Annotated in this window: 14 protein-coding genes and 1 pseudogene; 11 read left to right on the top strand and 4 right to left on the bottom strand. The window is 57.6% G+C overall.

Annotation, left to right across the window (positions count from 1 at the left end; translation table 11 throughout):
• The coding region (locus ACFSYH_RS11890; protein ID WP_377467201.1) for a choice-of-anchor G family protein at positions 1 to 2,141 on the bottom strand (2,141 nt) is incomplete at its 3' end.
• Between the two features lie 232 nt (positions 2,142 to 2,373).
• Positions 2,374 to 4,230, bottom strand: coding sequence for a dihydroxy-acid dehydratase (gene ilvD / locus ACFSYH_RS11895; RefSeq protein WP_377467202.1), 1,857 nt, complete (start codon positions 4,228 to 4,230; stop codon positions 2,374 to 2,376).
• Positions 4,231 to 4,383: 153 nt separating this feature from the next.
• Between ilvD and mfd the strand changes: the two genes are divergently transcribed.
• Positions 4,384 to 8,070: a transcription-repair coupling factor gene (mfd, locus tag ACFSYH_RS11900; protein WP_377467203.1), complete on the top strand. Its 3,687-nt coding sequence runs from the start codon at positions 4,384 to 4,386 to the stop codon at positions 8,068 to 8,070.
• Between the two features lie 767 nt (positions 8,071 to 8,837).
• Positions 8,838 to 9,464: a hypothetical protein gene (locus tag ACFSYH_RS11905; protein ID WP_377467204.1), complete on the top strand. Its 627-nt coding sequence runs from the start codon at positions 8,838 to 8,840 to the stop codon at positions 9,462 to 9,464.
• Positions 9,465 to 10,103: 639 nt separating this feature from the next.
• Here the strand turns inward: ACFSYH_RS11905 and ACFSYH_RS11910 are convergent.
• A pseudogene (locus tag ACFSYH_RS11910) lies at positions 10,104 to 10,424 on the bottom strand (ISL3 family transposase); the annotation flags it as partial.
• Between the two features lie 63 nt (positions 10,425 to 10,487).
• Entirely contained in the window at positions 10,488 to 10,751 is a 264-nt protein-coding gene (locus tag ACFSYH_RS11915; RefSeq protein WP_377467205.1) for a hypothetical protein, read from the bottom strand.
• Positions 10,752 to 11,172: 421 nt separating this feature from the next.
• Here ACFSYH_RS11915 and ACFSYH_RS11920 point away from each other — a divergent pair, with 421 nt between their 5' ends.
• The 9 genes from ACFSYH_RS11920 (at position 11,173) to ACFSYH_RS11960 (ending at position 25,230) form a co-directional block, all read left to right on the top strand.
• Positions 11,173 to 11,571 carry a hypothetical protein gene (locus ACFSYH_RS11920; RefSeq protein ID WP_377467206.1) on the top strand — a complete coding sequence of 133 codons (399 nt, stop codon included), beginning with the start codon at positions 11,173 to 11,175 and terminating at the stop codon, positions 11,569 to 11,571.
• Positions 11,572 to 11,959: 388 nt separating this feature from the next.
• The gene (locus ACFSYH_RS11925; protein WP_377467207.1) at positions 11,960 to 13,642 is read left to right on the top strand and encodes an ABC transporter substrate-binding protein; all 1,683 of its coding nucleotides are present in this window, start codon (positions 11,960 to 11,962) and stop codon (positions 13,640 to 13,642) included.
• 202 nt (positions 13,643 to 13,844) lie between these two features.
• A complete protein-coding gene (locus tag ACFSYH_RS11930; RefSeq protein WP_377467208.1) occupies positions 13,845 to 14,813 on the top strand; it encodes an ABC transporter permease in 969 nt (322 codons plus the stop codon).
• The gene (locus ACFSYH_RS11935) at positions 14,810 to 15,733 is read left to right on the top strand and encodes an ABC transporter permease (RefSeq protein WP_377467209.1); all 924 of its coding nucleotides are present in this window, start codon (positions 14,810 to 14,812) and stop codon (positions 15,731 to 15,733) included. Before ACFSYH_RS11930 ends, ACFSYH_RS11935 begins: the two co-directional genes overlap by 4 nt.
• A complete protein-coding gene (locus ACFSYH_RS11940; RefSeq protein ID WP_377467210.1) occupies positions 15,730 to 16,746 on the top strand; it encodes an ATP-binding cassette domain-containing protein in 1,017 nt (338 codons plus the stop codon). The genes ACFSYH_RS11935 and ACFSYH_RS11940 overlap by 4 nt, the downstream gene beginning before the upstream one ends.
• Positions 16,743 to 17,510: an ABC transporter ATP-binding protein gene (locus tag ACFSYH_RS11945; protein WP_377467211.1), complete on the top strand. Its 768-nt coding sequence runs from the start codon at positions 16,743 to 16,745 to the stop codon at positions 17,508 to 17,510. Before ACFSYH_RS11940 ends, ACFSYH_RS11945 begins: the two co-directional genes overlap by 4 nt.
• A 521-nt stretch (positions 17,511 to 18,031) precedes the next feature.
• The gene (locus ACFSYH_RS11950; protein ID WP_377467212.1) at positions 18,032 to 21,013 is read left to right on the top strand and encodes a carbohydrate binding domain-containing protein; all 2,982 of its coding nucleotides are present in this window, start codon (positions 18,032 to 18,034) and stop codon (positions 21,011 to 21,013) included.
• Positions 21,014 to 21,021: 8 nt separating this feature from the next.
• Positions 21,022 to 23,079 (top strand): carbohydrate binding domain-containing protein, encoded by a 2,058-nt coding sequence (locus tag ACFSYH_RS11955; RefSeq protein WP_377467213.1) that lies wholly within the window; start codon positions 21,022 to 21,024, stop codon positions 23,077 to 23,079.
• Positions 23,080 to 23,379: 300 nt separating this feature from the next.
• Positions 23,380 to 25,230 carry a fibronectin type III domain-containing protein gene (locus ACFSYH_RS11960; protein WP_377467214.1) on the top strand — a complete coding sequence of 617 codons (1,851 nt, stop codon included), beginning with the start codon at positions 23,380 to 23,382 and terminating at the stop codon, positions 25,228 to 25,230.
• Positions 25,231 to 25,276 lie beyond the last annotated feature (46 nt).

The following is a 25,276-nucleotide window of genomic DNA, read 5'->3' on the forward strand; positions in this document are numbered from 1 at the left end:
GGGGTTCCGTCTTGGTCACCCGATGGGGTTCCGTCTTGGTCACCTGACGGGGTTCCGTCTTGGTCACCCGATGGGGTTCCGTCTTGGTCACCCGATGGGGTTCCGTCTTGGTCACCTGACGGGGTTCCGTCTTGGTCACCCGATGGGGTTCCGTCTTGGTCACCCGATGGGGTTCCGTCTTGGTCACCTGACGGGGTTCCGTCTTGGTCACCTGTCTCGTTGCCGGTGTCAGGTTCTGTGATTGTGAGGATATGTGAGTCAGTACGGTCGGATTCGTCAATCGCGGTGACTGTGATTGCGCCAACTGGAAAATTTTCCGTGGAGACCGTGGCCGTGAAATTACCTACATCGTCCACGGTCGCAGTGCCAATGATCAGATCTCCGTCCGCACCAGGAATAGTCAACGTGACAGTCGATCCTGGCGTGAACCCGATACCAGAAACTTCAACATCTTCACCGTGTTCAACGGACTCTGGTTCGATTGTGAGTGCGGGATCAACCAAATCTGGCAACCTAATGAACGTATTTCCTAGGGAAACTCGCGCAAATTGGCTTGGAACTGATCGGAACAAACTAACCTCAAGAGCGGCATGGTTTTGCCCCACCGAAGTGTAGGGATTCGGCGTGGCTAACTTACCGGTTTCGTTCTGTACGCCGTAAAGACTGTTCACACGGATTCCGATCAACTCTGAGAAAACCTCGAGAACAGGATCTGTTAACGCAACGACAGGAACAATGAGTTGGTCCGTAATGTTACCGACAAGAGTGTCGCTGATCGAGTCATCGCCAAAGAATAAGGTTTCTAAGGCCTCACCCAGCGGAGTCAGCAGTTCATTCGCAGGAACCGTTATACCGACTTCTTGGTACGCAAGAATTGTGTATGCTCTGATCGTTGCCGTGTCTTCTTCACCTGAAATAATCTCCTCAAGTGTGCCCGCTACGGAAACTTCTAGACCAGCGCCAACCCCAAAATTCTCTTGTCTAGCAGTTACTGAAATCTCGAGTTCCACTGCGTTGAGGGCAAGTTGGACGGAGTCAGTGAGTTGTCTAGAAACTATGTCTAAGGCGTCTGAAACCGCTTCCGCAATTAAGGTCGCAGTTTCGTCGTCTATGAGGTCTGCGTTGTACGAGCGATCGTTGAGTTGTAGAAGTGAGTTCACATCAACTGAGACAGTACCATCAGCTATGTTGACCGAAACATCATCTGTTCCGTAACTTGTCGACAAGATTTCATTGATAGTGTCGCGGATCTCGCTTCTGACCTCGACATTAATATCGAGTTCTGTCCCTAAGATGGCTAGGACAGGGTTTAGCAGATCAATAGCGGAAAGAGCGCTTTCAAATGCATCACTGACCGCTGAAACGGTTCCGTCAACAATGTCCCCTGCACTCTCGGCAAGGCTTGTACCAGCGGCTGCGATGCCGGGGATCTGAAAGTTCAGTTTTGCGTCTGCGATGTTGTAGTCTGTGGAGTTCACCAGCCTATCGGCTGTGGCTTCAGCTGACGCAGAAATCGCACCGAATTCGAGTTCGATGTTTCCGAGAGTTTCGGCGACTGCAGGAGCATATAATCCGAAAACCTCTGAAAGGTCGAAAGTGGCGTTACTGGGAAACTCTGACGCCTCATCGCCGACAGCAATGGCACCGGAGTTGGAGACCGCTCCGGACGCACCTCGAGCGGCTGTAGGGGTTGTTTGGGCAAACTGGTTTACTGCACCAACTGCCAAGATGCCTTGATCACCGAACAAGTTGATTTGACCGATGCTTAGTGAGAGTGCCTCGAACGCCTCAGCACCTAAAGGCTGTCGCTGAGTATCGGGCGTCGAGTCTAGTGGACGGCTGCGATACGCAGAACTGAGATTAGCGATGTTCTCTAGGTTGCCACCGAGGAGTGCCAGTTCAATGAAATCGCCTGAAGCTTCATGTGTCTGACTTGTGTCTGCAACTCGCGCTGTTGCGGGTGCAGCAGCCAGTGATAGTGCGCTGGCTGTAGATACGACTGCGATCAGTCCTGTGATTTTCTTGGCCCAAGTTTTCAATCGAGGGCGGGGTGGGGGTGGGGCATGTGTCTTCATGAGATTCCCTTCGAGTGCGATCTCGTACGAACTTGTCGTGAAAGCGAATGGAATGCGGCGTTGCATTCCTGCTGGGAATCTTATTAGGACCAAAGGCCTAAAGGGGTTTAAGGATGGGTGAAGAAATTATGTCGACAAGCGTTTAACCGATACTGGTCTGCAAATATAAACAAGGCAATTAATCCCAATTCACCCACATTTTAATGTATTTTACATATAAAAATAACATGCTTCATTAGTGAAATAAAAAAGAGAGGCAACAATGTCGCCTCTCTTTCTCAAGTAAATTACCGATAAATTACCGGTATAATTTACTAACGTCTCGTACTGCGCCCTTGTCGGCGGAAAGTGCCATTGCGGCATAAGCGCGCAGTGCCGCGGAGACCTTACGCTCACGGTTCTTTGGCTGCCATGGGCGCTCGGAGGCCTCCATCTTGGCGCGACGCTCAGCGATGACCTCGTCTGGAACGAGCAGCGTGATGGAGCGTGAGTTCACGTCGATCTCGATCTCGTCATCGTTCTCGATCAGACCGATCACACCACCGGCTGCCGCCTCGGGTGAGACGTGACCGATGGAGATACCGGAGGAACCACCGGAGAAGCGACCGTCGGTGATGAGTGCACAGACCTTGCCGAGGCCGCGTCCCTTGATGAACGAGGTGGGGTAGAGCATTTCCTGCATACCTGGACCACCGGCTGGTCCCTCGTAGCGGACAACCACGACGTGACCTGGAAGAACCTGCTTGGACAGGATCTTCTCCACGGCCTCTTCCTGAGACTCGCACACGAGCGCGCGGCCCTTGAAGTGGAAGACGTCTGGGTCAACGCCGGCGGTCTTGAAGATAGCGCCGTCCTCGGCGATATTTCCGCGCAGTACGGCTAGACCGCCCTCGGCGGTGTAGGCGTGTTCAACGGAGCGGATGCAGCCACCTTCGGAGTCGGTGTCGAGCGATTCCCAGCGGTTATTCGTGGAGAATGCGAGGGTGGTGCGCACGCCACCGGGTGCGGCGTAGAACAACTCGGTTGCGACCGGGGTTGCCTTGCCTCCACGGATGTCCCAGTCGTCGAGCCATTCCTGCAGGGTGGGTGTGTGCACGGAGGTCACATTGGTTTCGAGTAGGCCGCCACGGTTCAACTCACCAAGCAGTGCGGGGATTCCACCTGCACGGTGGACATCCTCCATGTGGTAGTTCGGGTGGTTTGGAGCCACCTTGGAGATGCACGGTACGCGGCGTGAGATGTCCTCGATGTCCTCGAGGGTGAAGTCGAGTTCCGCTTCCTGTGCGGCTGCAAGGATGTGCAGCACGGTGTTGGTGGAACCGCCCATTGCAACGTCGAGGGCCATTGCGTTGTTGAACGCTGCCTTGTTTGCGATGTTGCGGGGAAGGATCGAGTCGTCGTCCTCGAAGTAGTAGCGCTCCGCCAGGCGCACGATGGTGCGGCCCGCTTCCTCGAACAGGGCGCGGCGCTTCTCGTGGGTTGCCAAGGTCGAACCGTTGCCCGGGAGGGAAAGCCCGAGAGCTTCGGTCAGGCAGTTCATCGAGTTTGCGGTGAACATGCCGGAGCACGAACCACAGGTTGGGCAGGCAGCCTCTTCGACCTTGGCCAGCGCCTCATCCGACACGTTGTCGTCAGCGGAGTAGTTGATCGCGTTCACGAGGTTGAGGTGGGTCTTGGCAACACCGTCCGCAACGACGACCTTTCCAGCCTCCATGGGACCACCGGAGACGAAGATCACTGGAATGTTCAGACGCAGTGAGGCGTTGAGCATGCCCGGGGTGATCTTGTCACAGTTCGAGATACACACGATTGCGTCCGCGCAGTGGGCCTCAACCATGTATTCGACCGAGTCAGCGATCAGATCGCGGGATGGCAGTGAGTACAGCATGCCGCCGTGTCCCATGGCGATTCCGTCGTCCACGGCGATGGTGTTGAACTCGCGGGGGATGCCGCCAGCGGCCTTGATCGCGTCGGAGACGATGCGTCCGACCGGCTGGAGGTGAGTGTGGCCTGGAACGAACTCGGTGAATGAGTTGGCAACTGCGATAATTGGCTTGCCAAAGTCATTACCGTCGACGCCGGCTGCGCGTAGTAGCGCTCGTGCACCGGCCATGTTCCTACCATGGGTAACTGTGCGGGATCGTAACTGTGGCATCGGAGCACTTCCAACTTCAACTAGGGCAAAAAACCGATTCAACTATCGTAGTACTGTCCATAGGTTGGGCGCCTGTTTGTTCACTCACTGAAACAAATGTCCGGTTGGCCCGCAGCACTATCTGAGTAACTCAAGACATAAGAAAAGGTCGCAATGAACCTCTCGGGAATTATCCCAGCACTCTTAGAGGACAACGCCGCGCGGGAGGTCATTCATTCCGTCCCGGCGCGTGGAGCACTAAACGTCGTGGTGAGCCCCGGTGTGCGTGCGCCTCTGCTGGCCGCAATGGCGGGGGCACGGGCGAGTTCGGGGCCGATTCCGCAGATTTCCGACGAGCCCTCGCGTCCTGTGGTGATTGTCACGGCAACAGGTCGTGAGGCTGACGAGCTGACGAACGCTCTGCGCTGTTATCTGCCATACGAGTCCGTTGCGTCCCTGCCTGCGTGGGAGACGCTGCCGCACGAGCGTCTGTCGCCACGCGCGGACACCGTGGCACGCCGCTTGGCCGTGTTCCGCAGGCTCGCTCACCCAACTGACGAGGGGATGACCGGACGGATCCGGGCACTTGTGATGCCGGTGCGTGCGCTGTTGCAGCCGGTTGTGGCTGGTTTGGGCGACCTCGAACCCGTACGCCTTCGAGCGGGAGATTCAGCAGACCTTTCCGAGGTGGCGGAAGCGCTAGCCAATGCGGCCTACGCTCGGGTGGACATGGTGGAGCGCCGCGGCGAGTTCGCGGTGCGCGGTGGCATCCTCGATGTCTTTCCTCCGACCGAGGCACATCCGTTGCGCGTGGAGTTCTGGGGCGATGAGGTTGAGGAGATCCGTAGTTTCGCGGTGGCCGACCAGCGCTCGCTTGAGATCGCCGAACAGGGTCTGTGGGCTCCGCCCTGTCGCGAGTTGCTGCTGACTGAGCAGGTGCGGGAACGGGCCGCTGAACTCGCGCAGACCTCAAGTGGCGGCGCCGCCGAGATGCTTGAGAAACTTGCGCACGGTGTTGCGGTTGAGGGCATGGAATCCCTTGCCCCGGCACTCGTGCAGAAGATGGTTCCCGTCGCCGACCTACTCGACCCCGAATCGCTCATTGTGCTCTGTGATCCCGAACGTATTCGGCGCCGGGCGCACGATCTGGTGGCAACGACCGAGGAGTTCCTCGCTGCAGCGTGGACTGGGGCTGCGGCTGGCGGAAAAACCCCAATCGATCTGTCCGCAGCATCGTTCCTGACGCTTGAGCAGGCTGAATACATCGCCTCCCAGCGTTCGCTTGGCTGGTGGGGTTTTGCCTCGTTCGGCCTCGGTGCGACGCCATTCCCTGAGGGCATGAGCGAGGAAGAGGCCCGCGAAGCCGACCTAGAGAAGCAACTGTTCGAGTCCCTGCAACAGGACGGAATCGAGCCCGCACGGGTACTGAAGATCAATGCCCGCGACGTGGAAACCTACCGCGGAGATCTCGACCGGGCGCTCGAAGACGTCAAATCACTGCAACGTGCAGGTTGGCGTCTGGTCATGGCGGCCGAGGGGCCGGGACCAGCTAAGCGACTCGTCGATAATTTTGGAAAACTCGATGTTCCAGCACGCCTCGACACAGACCTGACCGGTGATATTGAGGCTGGTGTCGTCCATGTGATCCCGTTCCCGGCAGGGACGGGATTCGTGGCCACTGACCTGCAGTTCGCGCTGTTCTCCGAGGCGGATCTCACTGGGCGCGTCGGAACCTCAACGCGCGACATGCGCAAGATGCCATCCAAACGACGCAATGTCGTGGACCCGCTGCAACTGCGCACCGGCGACTTCGTGGTGCACGAACAGCACGGTGTGGGCCGATTCATTGAGTTGACGCAGCGCGCGCTTGGCGGTGCGAATGCGGCCATACGTGAGTACATGGTGATCGAATACGCGGCATCCCGCAAGGGGCAGCCCGCCGACCGCCTGTTCGTGCCGATGGACCAACTCGACCAGATCACAAAGTACACGGGCGGCGAGGCACCAACCGTCAACAAGATGGGCGGCTCGGACTGGCAGAAAACCAAGTCCCGCGCCCGCAAGGCGATCCGGGAGATTGCGGGCGAACTGATCCGCCTGTACTCGGCGCGTCAGGCGACGCAGGGACACGCGTTCGCGCCAGACACCCCCTGGCAGCGTGAACTCGAAGATGCCTTCGCGTACATCGAAACCCCAGACCAGTTGGCCACGATCGACGAGGTCAAAGCCGACATGGAGAAGGAACTCCCCATGGACCGCCTCATCTGTGGTGACGTCGGGTACGGTAAAACCGAGATCGCGGTGCGCGCCGCGTTCAAGGCCGTGCAGGATGGCAAGCAGGTTGCGGTTCTCGTGCCCACAACCCTGCTCGTGCAGCAGCACTACGACACCTTCTCCGAGCGCTACGCCGGATTCCCCGTGACCGTGAAGGCGCTCTCGCGCTTCCAGTCCGACAAAGAGGCAAAGGCTATTCTCGACGACCTGTCCAAGGGCAAGGTCGATGTTGTGATCGGTACCCACCGCCTGCTCTCAGGATCGGTGCACTTCAAGGACTTGGGGCTTGTGATCATCGATGAGGAACAGAGGTTCGGGGTCGAGCACAAGGAAACCCTCAAGCAACTGCGGACCAACGTGGACGTGCTCGCGATGAGCGCAACCCCGATTCCGCGCACCCTTGAGATGGCCGTGACCGGTATCCGCGAGATGTCTACACTGGCCACACCGCCAGAGGAACGCCACCCGGTCCTGACCTACGTGGGTGCCTACGAGGACAAACAGATCGTCGCAGCGATTCGGCGTGAACTGCTCCGCGAAGGCCAGGTGTTCTATGTCCACAACAAGGTCGACTCGATCAACCGCACCGCCTCGCACCTGATGGAACTCGTTCCCGAGGCCCGCGTGCGCGTGGCCCACGGAAAGATGAGCGAACACGAACTGGAACAGGTCATCCTCGACTTCTGGGAGAAGAAGTTCGACGTGCTCGTGTCCACCACGATCATCGAGACCGGCCTCGACATCTCGAACGCCAACACCCTGATCGTGGAACGCTCCGACCGTCTCGGACTATCCCAGTTGCACCAGTTGCGCGGCCGCGTTGGCCGTGGCCGCGAACGCGCCTACGCCTACTTCCTGTACCCGCCCGAGAAGCCACTGACCGACACCGCGCACGACCGTCTCGCCACAATCGCGGCGAACACCGACCTTGGTGCCGGTATGGCCGTCGCGATGAAGGACCTAGAGATCCGTGGTGCCGGTAACCTGCTCGGCGGCGAACAGTCCGGTCACATCGCAGGGGTCGGGTTCGACCTGTACGTGCGCATGGTCGGCGAGGCCGTGAGCGCGTTCAAGGGCGAATACACCCAAGAGGTTCCCGAGGTATCCATCGAGTTGCCAATCGACGCTCACATACCGCACGAGTACATCGGGGGAGAGCGACTGCGGCTTGAGGCGTACCGGAAGATTGCGGAGGCAACGACCGAGGAACAACTCGAGTTCATCCGCACCGAACTGCTCGACCGCTACGGTTTGTTGCCTGAGCCCGTCAACAACCTGTTCCTTGTGGCTTCGTTCCGTAATTTCGTGCGCTCGGTGGGCGTTCATGATGTAACCGTTCAGGGCAAGTACGTACGCTTTGGCCCGGTCGAGTTGCCTGAGTCCGCGACCCTACGGCTCAAGCGGATCTACCCCGGTTCGATGATCAAGACCGCCGTGCGCACCGTGCTCGTGCCATATCCAACGACCTCCCGCATCGGCGGCAAGCCACTGCGGGGCGAGGAGATCATCGACTGGGCGCGCCAGTTCATCCGCATTATCGTGCAGGGCGATGTGGGCGCTGCGGCGGAGGCCGGCACACGACGCTAGCGCTGTTTATATGGCCGACGAGCCTGCTGCACTACCTGCGGCAGGCTCGTTTGCGTATTGAACAGGCTGGGCCAGGAAATACCGGAAATTACATCGCTCCAAACTTCACCAAATGGTTGACAACCTCTAGCGCATTCCATTAGAACGCGCGCGCTTAAGAGGAATGATTGTAGTTACGCAACTTATAGAATGGTGACTTCTCCTGTAGAGAATTTGTGGTACATTTCATAAAGTCATTTATGTCATGCAAAAACGAACGAAAAGAGGGGAAATGTTTGAGAGCATTAAGCGCATCGACGATCGCGTGCCATCAAATCTAGCCGGTCCAACCGGCGGCACACTGAAACTCGTGTGGGCACTCATTTGTGCAGTCTTGGCGTCTGCGATCGTTATCGCTGTGGCGCAACCAGCATCCGCAGCCTACACGACTTACGCCAATCATGTTCCAAAAGCACACGGGTCCACCATCACCAGTAGCGCCTACACAAACATCAATGGCGGGCGCGTAGGAGCGCGAGGCATCGGTATATCTGAGATCTTCCTTCAGATCAGAACGTTCAACTCGCACCCTGGGTACAAACTTCATGGTCAAGCGTCAGGCCCCGTGCCAGGTTATGTCTATCTTTATCATCCTCGAGTCAGTGGCGCTTCGTACAGTCAGTGCAATTGGTACTTCTCGTTCCAATACAACATTGGCAATGTGCCTCTAACATGCCAGTTGAGCCGATGACTTTGCGTCCGCAAAAAACCACAAAAGGAGATCACAAATGAAGATGCGATCAATTACGGCCGTTATCGCCTTGAGTGCTTTTGCCTCGATGGGTATCGCCGTTGCACACGCGGACAGCCGATCGGCCCTTGCTGACGCGCAGCCCAGTGCGCTCGTTCCGCTTCTGGCCGAGTCTCGCAGTACAAACCAACCGGTTCCAGAACTGATCGACCTAGAAGATACAGAAATTCTATCTTCTTCGGTAAGGTACGTCGGAGATTCAGACCTAGGAAAGCACTGGGTTGGTTCCGACAATGAATCTAACATCTGTGTCATCACGGAAATGACTGATGACCTCGGTGCAGCGAACGTGGGCGGAATTGCGTGCACTCCGCGTGAAGATTTCTTTCAGCGGGGCTTAACGCTCAGGTTAGAAGAGGGCGGAGGCGAAGGAGTCGTTTCACACCTCCTACCTTCAGATGCTAAGGCCCCAGAACTAGAACAATCGGGTACTGCAGCAAACTCTCGTCACAGTGGTGAGGACATTGAGGTCATCGAGCAGAGTGACACGACCCTTCTGGTGCTCAGCACTGATTCAGCAGACCAGCGTGGATCTATTGAAGTCCAGCGGAGCACGGAGTTAGGTGAGTTGAAACTTAGCCCGCTGACGGGAAGCTTGCGATAAGAATGGCATTCTGGACTAGAATCGGGAGTGTTTCAGCAGGGACTGTAGTATTTGCAATACTCTCAGGGTATTTGCTGACGCGGGCTGAAGCGGTAGCAAATGGAGCGATACTGGAGCCTTGGGGTAATGCAATTGCTGCTGTCGCTTCTGCTACGACCCCAGTATTGCAGCAAGTCGCTTTGGGATGCCTAATCGCTCTAAGCGCGCTCGGATTATACTACTCATTCACCAAAACTGACACAAAGGCAGAGAAACTTGTGCTTCTTATTTCTCCTGCCGTTCTGCTTGCTGTAATTTGGGGTTGGTCCGCAGCCACAACGAGTTTTCCACGCGGATCAATAGCTTCGACCAGTGACGGAGTTATCGTTGCGTGGCTACGCGAGACCGGTTTGAGTTCCTCAACCCATGCCCTCGTTGGTGTTCTCGTTACAGCCGCTCTAGTCACCTCCCTCTCGTCATCCTCTGGTAAGGCGAGTAAAGACGAACCATAGGATTCAGCCATCACTCCGCTGTGAAGTCGCGCGGCTGTCACAGCATCCAGGCGCAACACGCACATAGCGAAGCCCCACCATGGGTAACACCAGGTGGGGCTTCGCTATGTGCGTGTTAGGCGGCCAGGTTCGCTTACTCCGAGAGCCTAATCATCTTCTGGTAGACACTCCACGTCGGTTCAACCTCGACATACTTATCACTGGTGAACAGGGCCTCGAGGCGTTCTGCTTGCTGGTCGGTAAGGAGGTCCGCTCCGGTGTATCAAGGTACATCGGGTCCGGTAGAGAGGATCAGCGGCGCGGCTTCGGTAGTTGTGGATGTGCTGCTGGACCCGGCGGTGGCAACGGTCCAAGGCGTCCCCTGCCAAGAGTACGATGTGAAAAGGGTTATCACCGCCACCGCGCTGGGGAGTTCCTCGGCAGTGGCTGTCTTGAATCCGGTAAATCCGTCCATCGCGACCACTTTCACTGATGCGTTCCTCGGATCTAACCTGCACAAACCACCAGCGGAAGGTGAGAAAAAGAAAAGAGGTTAGTCCTCTAGGTAAGCCATCTGCGCTGCCAAGGCGACTGCGAGACGCAGGTCGAGGGAATCGTCGTCAATGTAGGCGTGTATACCGGGGCGCATGCCCCGCTCCAAAACGAAGCGGGCAACCCGACGGCCGCGGTTATCTTTTAGATCGAACGTGCTGCTCAGCAGCCACGGAAACACACCGCGTAAGAGTGCGACCGCAAGCCAGCGCTCGCGGCCCACAAACCTGCGTTCGCCCTGCGTGACAACCCACTTTATGCGCACAAGCCGAAGGATTTTCGACTCCACTTCGCCTACGAGAGCGCGATCTGAGCTGACCACGGAACCTAGGAAAGTGGCACCTTCGTGCTCACAGTGAACCACACCCGCCCTTTGTGCCAGCCGGACCTGACGTCGCGATACACCCACCGGCTTCGGTGCTCAACAGTCTCGAGCGCGCCGCGAAACGTGGGCGGTGCGGACGTTGAGCATCGTGTCCGGCGTTGCTACCGTAGCGATAGTGCTTGTGGCTGTGTTTCGCCGATACGTGCGTAGGAAGAATGTTGCGACGTAAAAGCTACCTTAACTCAACGAGTTTTCCGCCTTGTGGGAGGGTGTCTCCGACCCTTCAAGAGTAGAATCCAGTTGGGTTGTTCAGGGCGTCGTGCGCGGGCTGACCCCAGCGGAACTACGAAGGGAAAGCGTCTTGCATATTCAAAATCGATACGAACAGTTTCATGTGAGGCGCAGACTGATTGCTCTTTTCATTGCGGGGCTTACTCTCCTCGGAGCATGTACAAGTAGTGATGAAAAAGTAACAGCGCCTGAAAAATTGATCGGGTTGTCTGTTTTTCAGGCCCAACAGGAACGTCCGGAAGACGAAGCCTTTCTTACGTACGATCTTTCCCCGGCGGTCCTGAACAAGGAGCCGACCTATAGTGGAGATCTCGATGATGCGAGAGATTTTGTTGTGTTAGCTGCCTGTCACGAAGAAGGTGGATTCGCGGTGTTGGCGGTTCCAGAAGTTGATGGGCATGCACTAGTGGAGGAAGCCAAGAAAGGCGTGTTTCAAAAGTATTTGCATTGCCTAGAAGGCGCCGGCTAACCGGAATCTTCGTCGCGGGGCTAGTGCTTCTCATCATGCATGATTCGGCTTGCAAAGCATCACATCTGAAGGGCTAAGGGTTCGATAGAACACGTTAGCCCTTTATTTATGTTGTTTTCGTCAAGGCATCTGACCGCGTGACGTGATGTGTCCAACACATGGACGGCTGTTAATCCATTTCTGAGTCGTGTAATACTTGAACCATCATGTATGACAACAACGCATCCCAGTTCCACGCAATGCCACGCGTCGCCGGCATTGTGTGTTGTTGCTGTTGTTGATTCCTGTCTTGGGATAGGGATGGACACCCCGCGAGCCTGAACGCATTCGGCCGCAGTAACGGGTGAAGCCTCCCAACCAGTCACCGCCTAAACCTTGAGCACCTGGCGTGTTCACAGAGATCCACGGGCGTGACCCCACAGAACGTGGAACTCAAGAAGACTTCTCCGACTTATCAGTCACGCGGCGCAATCCACAACTGCAGGTGCTTGGGCTTGCCGCCGTTCGCACCCCCAAGGCACCTGCAGAACGGAACACCGCAATGAAATCCAGGCTTACTCTGGTTGCCGCAGTCCTAGCGTCCTCGCTGGTTCTTGCTGCATGCGGCTCGGGAAACACAAACGAGCAGACCCCCTCAGCGACGGACACGACCTCGGATGTGGCAGTCGAGACCACGGAAGAGATCGTCATCGGCTCGACCAACGAGCCAACCTCGCTTGAGCGCAACGTTGGTGGGTCATCTGGCATCTCCGAAACCACAACCCGCAATGTCTACGAGGGCTTGACCTCGGTTGACGAGAACGGTGAGGTCATCAACACCCTCGCCAAGGACATCGCAATCTCGGAAGACGGCCTGACCTACACCTTCACCCTGCAGGACGGCGTGAAATTCCACGACGGTACGCCGCTCACCTCGAAGGACGTCGACTGGTCGATCTCCGAGGCAATCGGTCCGGACTCGAAGTCAGCACGCAAGTCCGACCTCCTTGTGATCGAGGAGATCGAAACCCCAGATGACGCAACCGTCGTTTTGAACCTTGCGCACCGCAGTGCCTCGCTGCCCTTCTTCCTCGCATCGGTCACGATCGTCAAGGATGGTGACAAGGCCAACACCTCCGAGAACGGAACCGGCCCATACAAGCTCGTTGAGTGGGTCCAGGGCGACCACCTGACCTTGGAACGCAATGAGGACTACTGGGGCGAACCAGCCAAGAACCCTGGCGTGACCTTCCAGTTCTTCGCTGATGAAACCGCCATGAACAACGCTCTTCTCGCAGGCCAGCTTGACCTCGTGTTGCAGCAGGACAACCCAGACCAGCTCGCACAGTTCGAGGGCAACGACGACTTTGTTGTGACCGAGGGCAACTCGATCCGTAAGTGGCTGTGGACCTTCAACAACCAGGTTGAGCCATTCACTGACGTGAAGGTTCGTCAGGCTCTGTACACCGCGATCAACCGCGAAGCCGTCAAGAATGCAGTGTGGGGCGACTACGGTGTCGTGATCGGTTCGATGCCTCCGGTAGGCGAGCCATGGTATGACGCATCCTACGCAGACATCCACGCGTACAACCCAGAAAAGGCCAAGGAACTCTTGGATGAGGCTGGCGTGAAAGACCTGTCCTTCTCGATCAAGTACGTTGCTGGTTCTGCTGAGGAACTCATCGTCCAGCAACTCGTATCTGACCTCGCAGCCGTTGGTGTGACGTTGGAACTGAGCCCATTCGATGACGCGGCATGGTACGAGCAGGTCTACACCAACAAGGACTACGAGACCACGCTCATGAACCACAACAACCCACGCGACGTGCTGTGGTACGCAAACCCTGACTTTTACTGGCAGTACGACAACGCCGAAGTTCAGGACCTCAAGGTCAAGTCCGATGAGGCTGCATCAGAAGCCGAACAGACGGAGCTGATTCACCAACTCTCCGGCATCATCGCGCAAGAGGCACCATCTGCATGGCTGTTCCAAGCCCCGCAGATTCGTGTGTCGAAGGCAAACATCACCGGATTCTCCGCTGACAAGAACGCCGAACCGTTCTACGTAGCGAACATCGTTCGCACAAACTGATCGATCAGTGATGTAGTGACTATGAGCCTGGGTGGGAACATCCAGGCTCATAGTTGCGTTATCTACTTCGTTTTGCCGCGTTGAGCATGAGCTGGAAACGAGATCATCCCGCACGAGTCGGGACTGATCTTCTCAACAGGCATCACACTGTCGCGTGTGGCGATTGCCGCGCGTGTGTCTTGAGAAAGAACTGAACGTCGCCATGGCTAGATTCATTGCGGTTCGGCTTGGCTCGCTGATCGTCTCGCTGGTGGTTGCCAGCATTTTGATCTTTGCGGTGCTGCGTCTGCTGCCGGGTGACCCGGGGAGTGCGCTGCTCGGTCCGGGTACGACTGTTGAGCAACTGGAGCAGTTGCGTAACGAACTCGGCATGAACAAGTCGTTGGCCAGCCAGTATTTCGACTGGATCGGCTCGATCTTCTCGGGCAGCACGACTGCCTTCATCTCGAAGCTCCCGGTCTCCGAACTTATCGTGTCGAAGTTGAATGTGACGATTCCGCTGTCTGTGGGTGCGTTTATTCTTTCGGTTCTGGTGTCTGTTCCCCTCGGTGTCATCGCGGGCGTGTACCGTAATTCGTTTGTGGGTGTTGCGGTTTCGGCGATTTCGCAGTTGGGGTTGGCTATCCCGGTGTTCTGGGTTGGCGTGATCCTGGTGTGGGTGTTCGCGTTGAATGCCGGGGTGCTGCCTGCTGGCGGGTTCCCGCGTCAGGGCTGGGCTGAGCCGGGTAAGGCAATTGAGTCTCTGATCTTGCCGGTCATCACTGTCGCGGTGGCGATGTCGTCCGTGATGGTTCGCTATGTCCGTTCGGCCACGCTTGACGTGTTGGATGCCGACTACATTCGTACGGCGCGTTCGCTGGGGTACTCCCGGTGGGGTGCGTTGGCGCGACATGGGTTGCGTAATGGTGCGGTTCCCGTGGTCGCGATTTTGGGTATCGAGTTGGCTACGTCCCTGCTGGGGGCGGTTGTCATTGAGAACGTGTTCGCGCTTCCCGGGCTGGGTTCGCTGTTGTTGCAGTCTGTTGTGTCGCGCGATTTCCCGGTCGTGCAGTCGCTGGTGCTCCTGCTGACCGCGGTTGTGTTGATCATGAACTTCCTGATTGATCTGCTGCAACGCGCGATTGACCCGCGCTTGCGGTTGTCTTCGGTATCCGGGGGAGGCCAGCGATGAGCGGTATCGAGAACGTACCTGTTGCCATTGCCGACGAGCCGGTTGGGCTTGGGCCCTCGGCGTCCGGCGATCCGCACTCGGGTGCCGCAGTGAAGAAGACTCGCCGGGCGTTTCCACCGTCTCTGGTCGCTGGAGCGATCATGGCCTTGGCGACAGTCGTGATGGGGCTGGTGTCCTTTGCATGGACGCCGTATCCGCTGGACTCCGTCGGAGACGGTACACGGTTGGCTCCACCGTCAGGGGAGTTCTGGATTGGAACAGACCGGCTGGGGCGTGACCTGTTTACCCAGTTGATGGTGGGTGCTCAGTCGGCTCTGATCGTGGCCGTGTCGGCTGTTGCGATTGCCGGAGTGCTCGGCGTGCTGATCGGTATCGTGGCCGCGGCGACCACGAAGTGGCTCGACATTGCGCTCGTGAACCTGGTGGACCTGCTTATCGCGTTCCCCACGCTGCTGCTCGCGATGCTTATCGTGACTGTTCGCGGGGCATCGTTGAGTTCGGCCATCTTCGCAATCGGTATCTCCGGTTCCGCGGTGATCGCGCGAATCACTCGAATCAACGCGGCACGCGTGCTGCGCGAGGATTACGTGACCGCCGCCATCGCCTCGGGTACACGCTGGGTGGGAATCATCGTGCGGCACGTGATTCCAAATATTCTGCCGATGCTGCTCGTGCAGCTCATGATCCTTGGCGGAACTGCAATCCTCGCTGAGGCATCCCTGTCCTACCTGGGGCTGGGAGCCCCACCACCCGCCGCAAGTTGGGGTCGAATGCTCAAGGAGGCGCAGTCCACTCTCGCCGTCCAGCCGATCGCTGCCCTTGTACCCGGTATCGCAATCGCGTGGACTGTACTTGGACTGAACCTGCTGGGCGACGGCCTGCGCGAACGCCTCGACCCGAGCTTAAGGGGAGATCGATGAGCCTCGTCATCACTGACCTGACGGTCACCACCTCGGGTGGCAAAACCCTGCTCGACAACATCTCGTGGTCAGTTGACTCCGGCAAGCGCCTTGGCATCATCGGGGAGTCCGGCTCCGGTAAATCGCTGACTGCTCAGGCGATCTTGGGACTACTGCCACACGGCATGAAGGCCACGGGATCAATCCAGTTCAATGGCAGGGAACTTCTCGGCGCACCGGAATCTGAACTCCGGCACGTGCGCGGTGCCCAGATCGCGATGGTGTTCCAGGAACCGCTCACTGCGCTCGACCCACTCATGAAGGTGGGCAAGCAGATCGCCGGACCGCTCAAGCTGCACACCTCGCTGAACAAGAGCCAGATCGTGGCACGTTCGCGCGAGCTTCTCGAACTGGTCTCGCTGCGGGAAGTGGATCGAGTTCTTGGTTCCTACCCGTGGCAACTCTCGGGCGGTCAACGTCAGCGCGTCTCAATCGCAATGGCGCTGGCCTGCGAGCCCGAACTGCTTATCGCGGATGAACCCACCACTGCACTCGACGTGACCGTGCAGGCCGAAATCCTCGACCTGCTCTCCGAGGTCATCGACAAGACGGGCACGACGCTCGTGTTCGTCTCCCACGATCTTCCCGTGATCTCGAAGGTCGCCGAAGGGCTCGTGGTCATGCGCAACGGCCGAGTCGTCGAGGAGACCACCGTGGCACAGGCACTGCGCACACCGCAGCACCCTTACACCCGTACCCTGCTCGATGCTGCCCGAGCCATCACCCTGCATCCTCCTCACGACCTCACCTCCCACGACCTCACCCTTCACGCTTCTGTGAGTGCATCTCCTCATACTCGAAGGGCCGAAAATGATCCGGATGCGGCTACTTTGTCTGGGCACCCGGACCAAAAAAGCCCCATCGAAGAGAGTGCGGAACGCTGGGATGTGACTGGATCGTCGCCAAGCAGTACAGCGCGCGCCTCAAGGAACAACCCAGCGGACAGCACCGACCAGCCGGGAGGCACAGTATGACGCCATACCTACGGCTCGACAATGTGTCGCGCACATTTGGGCGTGGAAACGATGCAACCCACGCGCTTAAAAACGTGTCGCTTGAGGTGGTCTCCGGACAAAGCATGGGAATCGTGGGCGAGTCCGGTGCTGGAAAGTCCACCATCCTCAAACTGCTCATGGCCCTTGACAGGCCATCGGCGGGACGCGTGCTGTATCGGGGAGACGAACTCGCGCACCGCAACCGGGCTGTCATGCGCGACTTCAGATCCAACGTGCAGATCGTGTTCCAAGACCCACGATCCTCGCTCGACCCGCGGATGAACGTCGGCGCAATCATCGCCGAGCCGTTGCGCTCGCTGTCGATCCCCGGGGACCACACGGCCCGCGTGCACGAGGTGCTGCGCTGGGTCGGACTTGACGAGGACGCAGCAAGCAAATATCCAGCGCAGTTCTCAGGTGGTCAACGCCAACGCATCGCGATAGCGCGTGCCCTTGCACCATCACCACAGGTGCTTGTGGCCGATGAACCGGTGAGCGCGCTCGATGTGTCCGTGCGCTCGCAGATCATCGAACTGCTGCAGCGCCTCAAGCACGAACTCGGGATGACCCTGATCATGGTGTCGCACGATATGGCGATTGTCGGGCAACTGTGCGAGCAGACCGTGGTGCTCCGTGACGGCGTGATCGAGGAGACCGGAGCGACACGTGATGTGCTCACGAACCCGCAGGCGGACTACACCAAGAAGCTTCTCGCCGCGGTGCCGCAACTTCCTACTGTATGACCCTTTCTCAGTAACATCCTTGCGTTGCCTGCGGGCAGAGGTATGCGCTGTCTCAAAACTCGTTGGGGCCAAAATGGTCCGGGTGCGCAACCTAAATGTATGCACCCGGACCCTTTTGGCCCCAACGAGTCGGGCAGGCGGGAAGCATGAGGAAAACCCGTCCGCGATCTCAAATATCGAGATGCGTGGACAGTCGATTTCCCAAGATTTCCTTTCAATCGAACCGTGCCGTTGAAAAGAATCGGCCTGGAATCCGCATTACATCGCCGTCCTTGCGTATGTGGCGGAGAAGTTCTGCAAGCGAAACCCTTCCACTTTTCAACATGGGATGAATTCGCTCGCTTGAGCGATTCTGCAAGTTGTTGCACCCATTGCAATCAATTTGCAGACCGTTTACATTCAACCTCATGCGCTTTCGAGGCGTCGTTACCTTGCCCCCGAAACGCGCTTCCAAGCGTCTTCCACGCACCGCGTGGCGCATCGACGCAAACGCTGGAACTCAATGAGGAGAAAAACACCAGATGCGTGCAACACGTTCGGTGGCGCAGCCAGGATTGCGAACACGACTCAAGGCAATTGCAGTTACTGCTGTGCTTTCGCTCGCGTTCACGTCTCAGGCCGCCGCTGCGGTACCCACCCCACCCACAATCTCCGCAGCCAGTACGGCGGTACAGACGCTCACAGGCGGAAAAGCCGGTCTCGCGGCAGGCCGAATCGCCATGCACACCACGCCAAACGATCAGGGTGACAACGCAATCCTGAACATGTTCCAGTGGACCTGGAACTCAATCGCTGCCGAGTGCACGAACGTGATCGGGCCTGCCGGTTTCGCCTACGTCCAGGTCTCCCCTCCGCAGGAACACATCATTGGTGTTCTCGGGGCGCAAGGCGCGCCCTGGTGGACCTCTTACCAGCCGGTCAGTTACAAGGTCGAATCGAAACTTGGAACCCGCGCAGAGTTTGCAACCATGGTTCAGACCTGCCGAGATGCAGGCGTCGGGATCATCGCGGACGCGGTCATCAACCACATGACCGGTCAAACCGAGCCGGGCATCGGCTGGGCTGGAACCGAGTATTCCGAAGAAAACTACCCAGGTCCAGAGGGCGGTTACGGACCGCAGGACTTCAATGAGTGCAAAACCGAAATCAGCAACTACGGCGACCGCCACGACGTACAAAACTGCCGCCTCGTAGGTTTGCAGGATTTGGCTACGGGCTCGGACTACGTGCAGCAGGAGATTGCGGACTATCTTGATGATCTGGCCAGCCTCGGCGTGGCCGGATATCGCATCGACGCCGCCAAGCACATGCCAGCGACGGACCTTGAGGCGATCAAGTCCAAGACCACGGCGGCAAAGAACCTGTACTGGGTCCACGAGGTCATCGGATCTGGTGGCGAGCCGATCCAGCCAGTGGAATACCTGGGCTCGGGCGACTCCCACGAATTCAACTACGGCCGGACCCTCCAACGGGCGTTCAACGGCCGCATCTCCACGCTACAGCGTTTGGCGACCAATCAGGATCTGCTGGAAGGCTATCGAGCAGGCGTCTTTGTGGACAACCACGACACCGAGCGCAACCGGGAAACCCTGAGTTACCATGCGGGCAACAAGTACCTGCTCGCGAATGTATTCTTGTTCTCCTATCCGTACGGTTCTCCGAGCGCTTACACAGGATACGAATTTGAACACGCCAATGGCGGACATGATATCGGTGCGCCACAGGACACAGTCGGAAAGGTGCTCGATGCTGAGTGCTCCGATGGTGCTTTCACCTGTATCCACCGCGAACCGGAAATCGCGAACATGGTCGGTTTCTACAACGACGTGCGGGCAACCGGACTCAATAACTGGCAGACTCTCGACGGTGGAAACGTCGTGGGGTATGGCCGTGGTGAACAGGGCTTCGTGGTCCTCAACAACACGAATGCATCGGTGAACCATACCTTCACAACCAGCCTTCCTCAAGGCTCCTACTGCAATGTTATTGCCGCGCGTGATCTGACGGACTGTGATGAGACCTTCACGGTTGGCGCGGATGGAAGCGTCGACATCACCGCCGCCGCAGGAAAGTCCGTGGTGCTGTGGACGAAGCACTCGACCCGCACCGGTGATCCCGTTTATGCCAACACCACCACAACTGTGTACTTCCACAAGTACTCGGGCTGGGCAGAGGCCTATCTGCACCACAATGCGTCGGGTGGGTGGACCCAGGCCCCGGGAGACCAGATGAGCGAGGTCTGCGAAGGCTGGTACGCGGTCACTGTCCCAACAACCGGGCCATTCGTCGGAGTTCTCACCAATGGAGCGGGTGACTGGAACAACCCGATGGGTGGCGGAAACTACAACATCTCGGGTGAGCATGTGACGCTCTCCCACGGTGTCGCCGTGGATGCGAACCCCTGCGGTTCGACGGACAGCCAGAACATCGTGGTCTACTACCGAGTCAACCCAGCCTGGACCACCCACAACATTCACTATGGACACGGCATCAAGGGATGGACTGCGGTCCCAGGCGAGCGCATGTCACCTGCGTGTGAGGGATGGGTCCGCAAGACCATTGCAACTGATGGCGATGAACTAGAGTTCGTGTTCAACAACGGTGGGGACACGTGGGACAACCCTGACGGTGGCGGTAACTACTCGACCTACGGGCCGGTGGTGGCAGTCGACAACAAGGTCATGACCGAGGGCAACCCGTGCGCTGGTCAGGAAGAACTTCCCGAAGAGGAAGAAGAGCCAGTCATCCCCGAGGCTCCTGAGTACGACACCGTTCGCGTGTTTCTCGCTGCCCGTGACGGATGGGCCACACACAACCTCCACTACGGTGCTGGCTCCGAATGGACTGCGGTTCCGGGCACTCCTATGGATGTGGCCTGTGAGGGCTGGTACGGCCTCGAGATAGACGCACGGACAGGACTCAACGGCGTGTTCAATAACGGCGCTGCCAGCAATGATGGCCTCGAGTGGCTGAACACGGCGGGCGGCGGGAACTTCACATTTGATGCGCCGGTTGTAGCGGTTGCTACTGACCTGTCGGTCAGCCAGCAAGATCCGTGTATTGACGACGACACCCCAGGTTCCGGCGGCAATGACGGCTCGGATGGCGGCGGGTCTGGTACGGGTAACGGGACTGACGGAAACACAAACTCGGGTACCGGAACCGGATCATCCGGTAGCGATACCGGTGGCAACTCTGGGACGGGCAACAACTCTGCAGGTGGGGGAGAGGGCCCAGACGTAACCGACAACGGAGCGGGAGTGGCGGATGATGACGTAACCGACTCGTCGCAAAGCGATCAGAACAACGCCCAAACCGATGAGACTGACAGGGGCGTCGCAGGCGATGCCCTCACAACAGACGAGGATCAGGACGAGGCGGGCGAACTCAGCAAAACAGGCACCACGCTGACCGTCTTCGTGCTGACCCTTTCGGCGGTGCTACTTGCCGCCGGAATCGCAGCCATCGTGGCTGCACGAAGGATGCACACAACATCTCAATGAGGAGACACATGCGCAGGGTAATCTCTGCCGCACTCGCTACGGCGCTGACCCTGGTCGGCGCCGTAGCACTATCGGTCACAGGACCGACTGCGGCAACCGCGACAACGCCCAACGGGCAGGACCGCGGCAACGTCATCGTCAACATGTTCCAGTGGACCTGGAACTCAATCGCAACGGAATGCACCAACGTTCTGGGACCGGCTGGATACGCCTACGTACAGGTGTCGCCGCCCCAGGAACACATTCAAGGTTCCCAATGGTGGACCTCCTATCAACCGGTCAGCTACAAGATCGAATCGAAGCTTGGAACCCGAGCAGAGTTCGCTGCAATGGTGCAGACCTGCAGCAACGCTGGTGTCGGCATCATTGCAGATGCGGTCATCAACCATATGACCGGCCAAACCGGAGGCGTCGGCTGGGCTGGAACGCAGTTCCAACTCGAGCAGTACCCCGGACCAGAGGGCGGATACGGGCCGCAGGACTTCAACAGTTGCAAGTCCAACATCTCCAACTACGGGGATCGGTGGCAAGTCCAGAACTGCCGTCTTGTGGGCCTGCAGGACCTGGCGACCGGTTCGGACTACGTGCAACGTGAGATCGCGGCCTACCTCGACGATCTGGCAAGCCTTGGAGTGGCCGGATATCGCATCGACGCCGCCAAGCACATGCCAGCGGCGGACCTTGAGGCGATCAAGTCCAAGACCACGGTGGCAAAGAACCTATACTGGGTGCACGAGGTCATCGGTGCACAGGGAGAACCGATTCAACCCTCCGAATACCTCGGTTCTGGCGACTCGCACGAGTTCAACTATGCGCGTGGGCTGAAAGACAAATTCGATGGAAACATTTCCGAACTGCAGAACATCGGGACGGGATGGGGTCTGCTGAACAGCAATAACGCCGGAGTATTCGTGGACAACCACGACACCGAACGCAACGGCGAGACCATGAACTACAAGTGGGGAGCGAAGTACAAGCTCGCCAACATGTTCATGCTCAGTTACCCATATGGATCGCCAGCCGTCTACACCGGGTACACGTTCACCGACCATGACGCAGGAGCACCTCAGACCGGCTCCGGTGAGGTCATCGATGCCAACTGCGCCAACTCCGCATGGACCTGTGCCCACCGTTGGCCAGAGATCAAGAACATGGTCGGGTTCTACAACGCCGTTGCGGGCACCGCACTCAACAACTGGCAGACCCAGGGCGGAAACGTTGTGGCATACGGTCGTGGTGACAAGGGCTTCGTGGTCCTCAACAACACCGGTAACTCCGTGACCAGTGAGTTCCAGACCTCGCTGCCTGCTGGCACGTACTGCGATGTTGTGGCAGGCGATGGTTGCGACAAGACCTGGACCGTTGGCGGTAATGGCAAGGTGACGGTGACCGTACCCGCTTATGGCGGTTCGGCTCTGCACGTGAATGCCGTATCCGGTGGCGGAGACAACGGCTCGGGTGGTGACGGCGGCTCAGGAGAGTCCAACACCACTACGGTGTTCTATTCCACGAACAAGAACTGGAATGCATACAACGTCCACTACCGGGTGGGTTCTGGTGCGTGGACCGCTGTGCCGGGGGAGACGTTGAGCGTTGCATGTTCCGGTTGGGTGTCCCGGACCATCACGACCAATGGTTCTACTGTGACTGCGGCGTTCAACAATGGTTCGGGTACCTGGGACAACAACTCTGGCAGCGATTACTCGCTGTCGGGTACGGCTGTTCAGGTCAAGGATGGCCAAGTCACCGCGGGTAACCCGTGTGATTCGAACGGCTCGACCAACACGACAACGGTGTTTTACTCCACGAACAAGAACTGGAATGCATACAACGTCCACTACCGGGTGGGTTCTGGTGCGTGGACCGCAGCGCCGGGTGAATCGTTGAGCGCTGCGTGTTCCGGTTGGGTGTCGCGGACCATTACGACCAATGGTGCTGGGGTGACTGCGGCGTTCAACAATGGTTCGGGTACCTGGGACAACAACTCTGGCAGCGATTACTCGCTGTCGGGTACGGCTGTTCAGGTCAAGGATGGCCAAGTCACCGCGGGTAACCCGTGTAGTTGAAATACACGTCTGTTCGTGATTGACCCAGGCGCGACAACTCGTTGCGATAGGCAGGATCATCACTTACCGCAAGCGAACCAGAAACATCTGCTCCTAGGTGCTTCTACCAGTCTAAACACTCGTTAATTCCAGAAGAGTCGCGAGTAGAATCTTTTCATCTCGCGGCTCTTCTAGAGGGTGAAAAAGCTCTAAACAAAGAGGAAAATTGGCCGTGGAACTGTTCCATCTGACAGTGTTTCCTCTGGGGAATGATCATCTGGAATCCAGATAGCACACAAGAAGATAGCAAGGGGTACGGATATGAGCACGCACAGCGGAACGAAACACCACAGACGCAAGGTTCTTGCAGCACTTGCGACCGCAACTGTCACTCTCACAACACTGTGCGTCCCTGCCCAGGCTGTTAGCACACATGCCGTTACTACACCGGCCCACGCCTCAGGTATCAATACCCTAGCGCTAGCACCTAGCGGGGCCGCATTCACGGCTCGTGTTAGCCCCGGTGTGGCGGCAAAGAAGGCCAAAAAGACCCGAAAAGTACTCATCGTTCCTGTGTACTGGAAAGGCGCCAAAAAACCGAAGAACGACGTGTCAGCAACCAAAAAACACGTAAAAAAAGCCGACGCGTACTTCAATGAAGTCTCTGGCGGGAAAGTCCGTCTTACCGTGAGTAAGACTCTCAAGTGGCAAAAGATCAAGAAGCCTGCTGGTGCAGGATGTACGGCGAGCGTCTACGGTATATCAAAATCCCTCAGCGGCATCCTCAAGAAGAACAAGATTAAACGTAGTTCGTATGACCACATGATCGTTCGGCTTCCATCCAACTCGTGTAAATCAAAGAAGTTGGCCTCAGGAGAGGCAGAGTTAGGCGGAAAAGTTGCTGTCATGGCAGGTCCTACTGATGCGTACGTGCTCACTCACGAGATCGGACACAACCTACGCCTGCCGCATGGAAACTCACTGCTTTGTTCTAAAGGAAAAGTGACGCTGACATCGCTCAAGAAGTGCAACTCTCGCGAGTACGGTGATTACAGTGACGTGATGGGTCACGGCGACTTCTCCTACTTACCGGGGCCGCAATTGGACCGAGTGGGCTGGCTGAAAGCATCCCAGAAAAGAACCTTTAACACCACAAAAAAGAAGACCTCAAAGTCCTACTCGCTGCGCGCGATAACTTCAAAGAAGAGTGGCGTCAAAGCCGTCCGAGTCAAAGTGAACTCTAAACGCTCCTACTGGGTAGAGTACCGCGACGGCAAGAATGGAAAGACTGCATTGAGCGGGTACGCCACTGGCGTCCAGATCCGTCTAGTTGACACAAGCCTTAAAAGTTACGGTGCAGTTGCCCCAGTCGTGTTAGACGTTCGCCCAGGTGGGCGCAACACAAACGACGCGCTTGCTGCTGGCGAATCGTGGCGCAGTCCCGAGGGCATCCGGTTCGCGTTCTCCAAGGTCTCGGGCGGTAAAGCAAACGTTAAGGTACAGACCAAAGCATCCGTAGCCAAGAAACCCAAAGCGCCCACCAAACTGGGTATCAGCAGCGCTGATAGTGCTCTTAAAGTAAAGTTCACGCGCCCATCCAGTGCCGGGGCGCCGGTTGCAAAATACCAGGTTGAGTACCGTGAGGTGGGTAAGAAATCCAAGTCAATGACCGTGGACGCCACCCACGTGAAAAGCCCAACTGTTACGGTGAGTGGGCTCAAGGAGAAAACCGCCTACCAGGTGCGAGTGCGCGCATGGAACCAAAAAGGCTGGGGTTCATGGACGAGTTGGAAGAAGGCTTCCACGGCTGACCTTGCCCCAAGCCTTGAGATCGAAGACCCAAAGGCAACGTTGACGTCCGATGGGAACGGATACATCACACTGTACGTAAAGGCCCAGCCGAACAAGTTCAGTAAGGCCCCAATTGCTTGGGTTGTTGCAGGTTCCGATAACAAGGTCAACTACGGTGCGTGGACTGAGGAGTGGCTAACGGATGTCAAGCACCTTGGTAACGGTCGCTACCAAATCAAGTTGAGGGTTTGGAACTACTCTGGCAATGCACACACTGCTTCAGTAAAGATCACGGCAACCACAAGTGATAACTGGGGCAGGCAAAATACTGCCTCACGCAACGTCTCGATCTCCTTCAAAGCTTGGGAGAACTACCAGTAGTCACCCCGCATAAGTGGGCTGGGACCGCAGATGTACTGCGGCCCCA

Origin of the sequence: Populibacterium corticicola (genome assembly GCF_042683685.1) — a bacterium.
Classification (GTDB): Bacteria; Actinomycetota; Actinomycetes; order Actinomycetales; family Cellulomonadaceae; genus Timonella; species Timonella corticicola.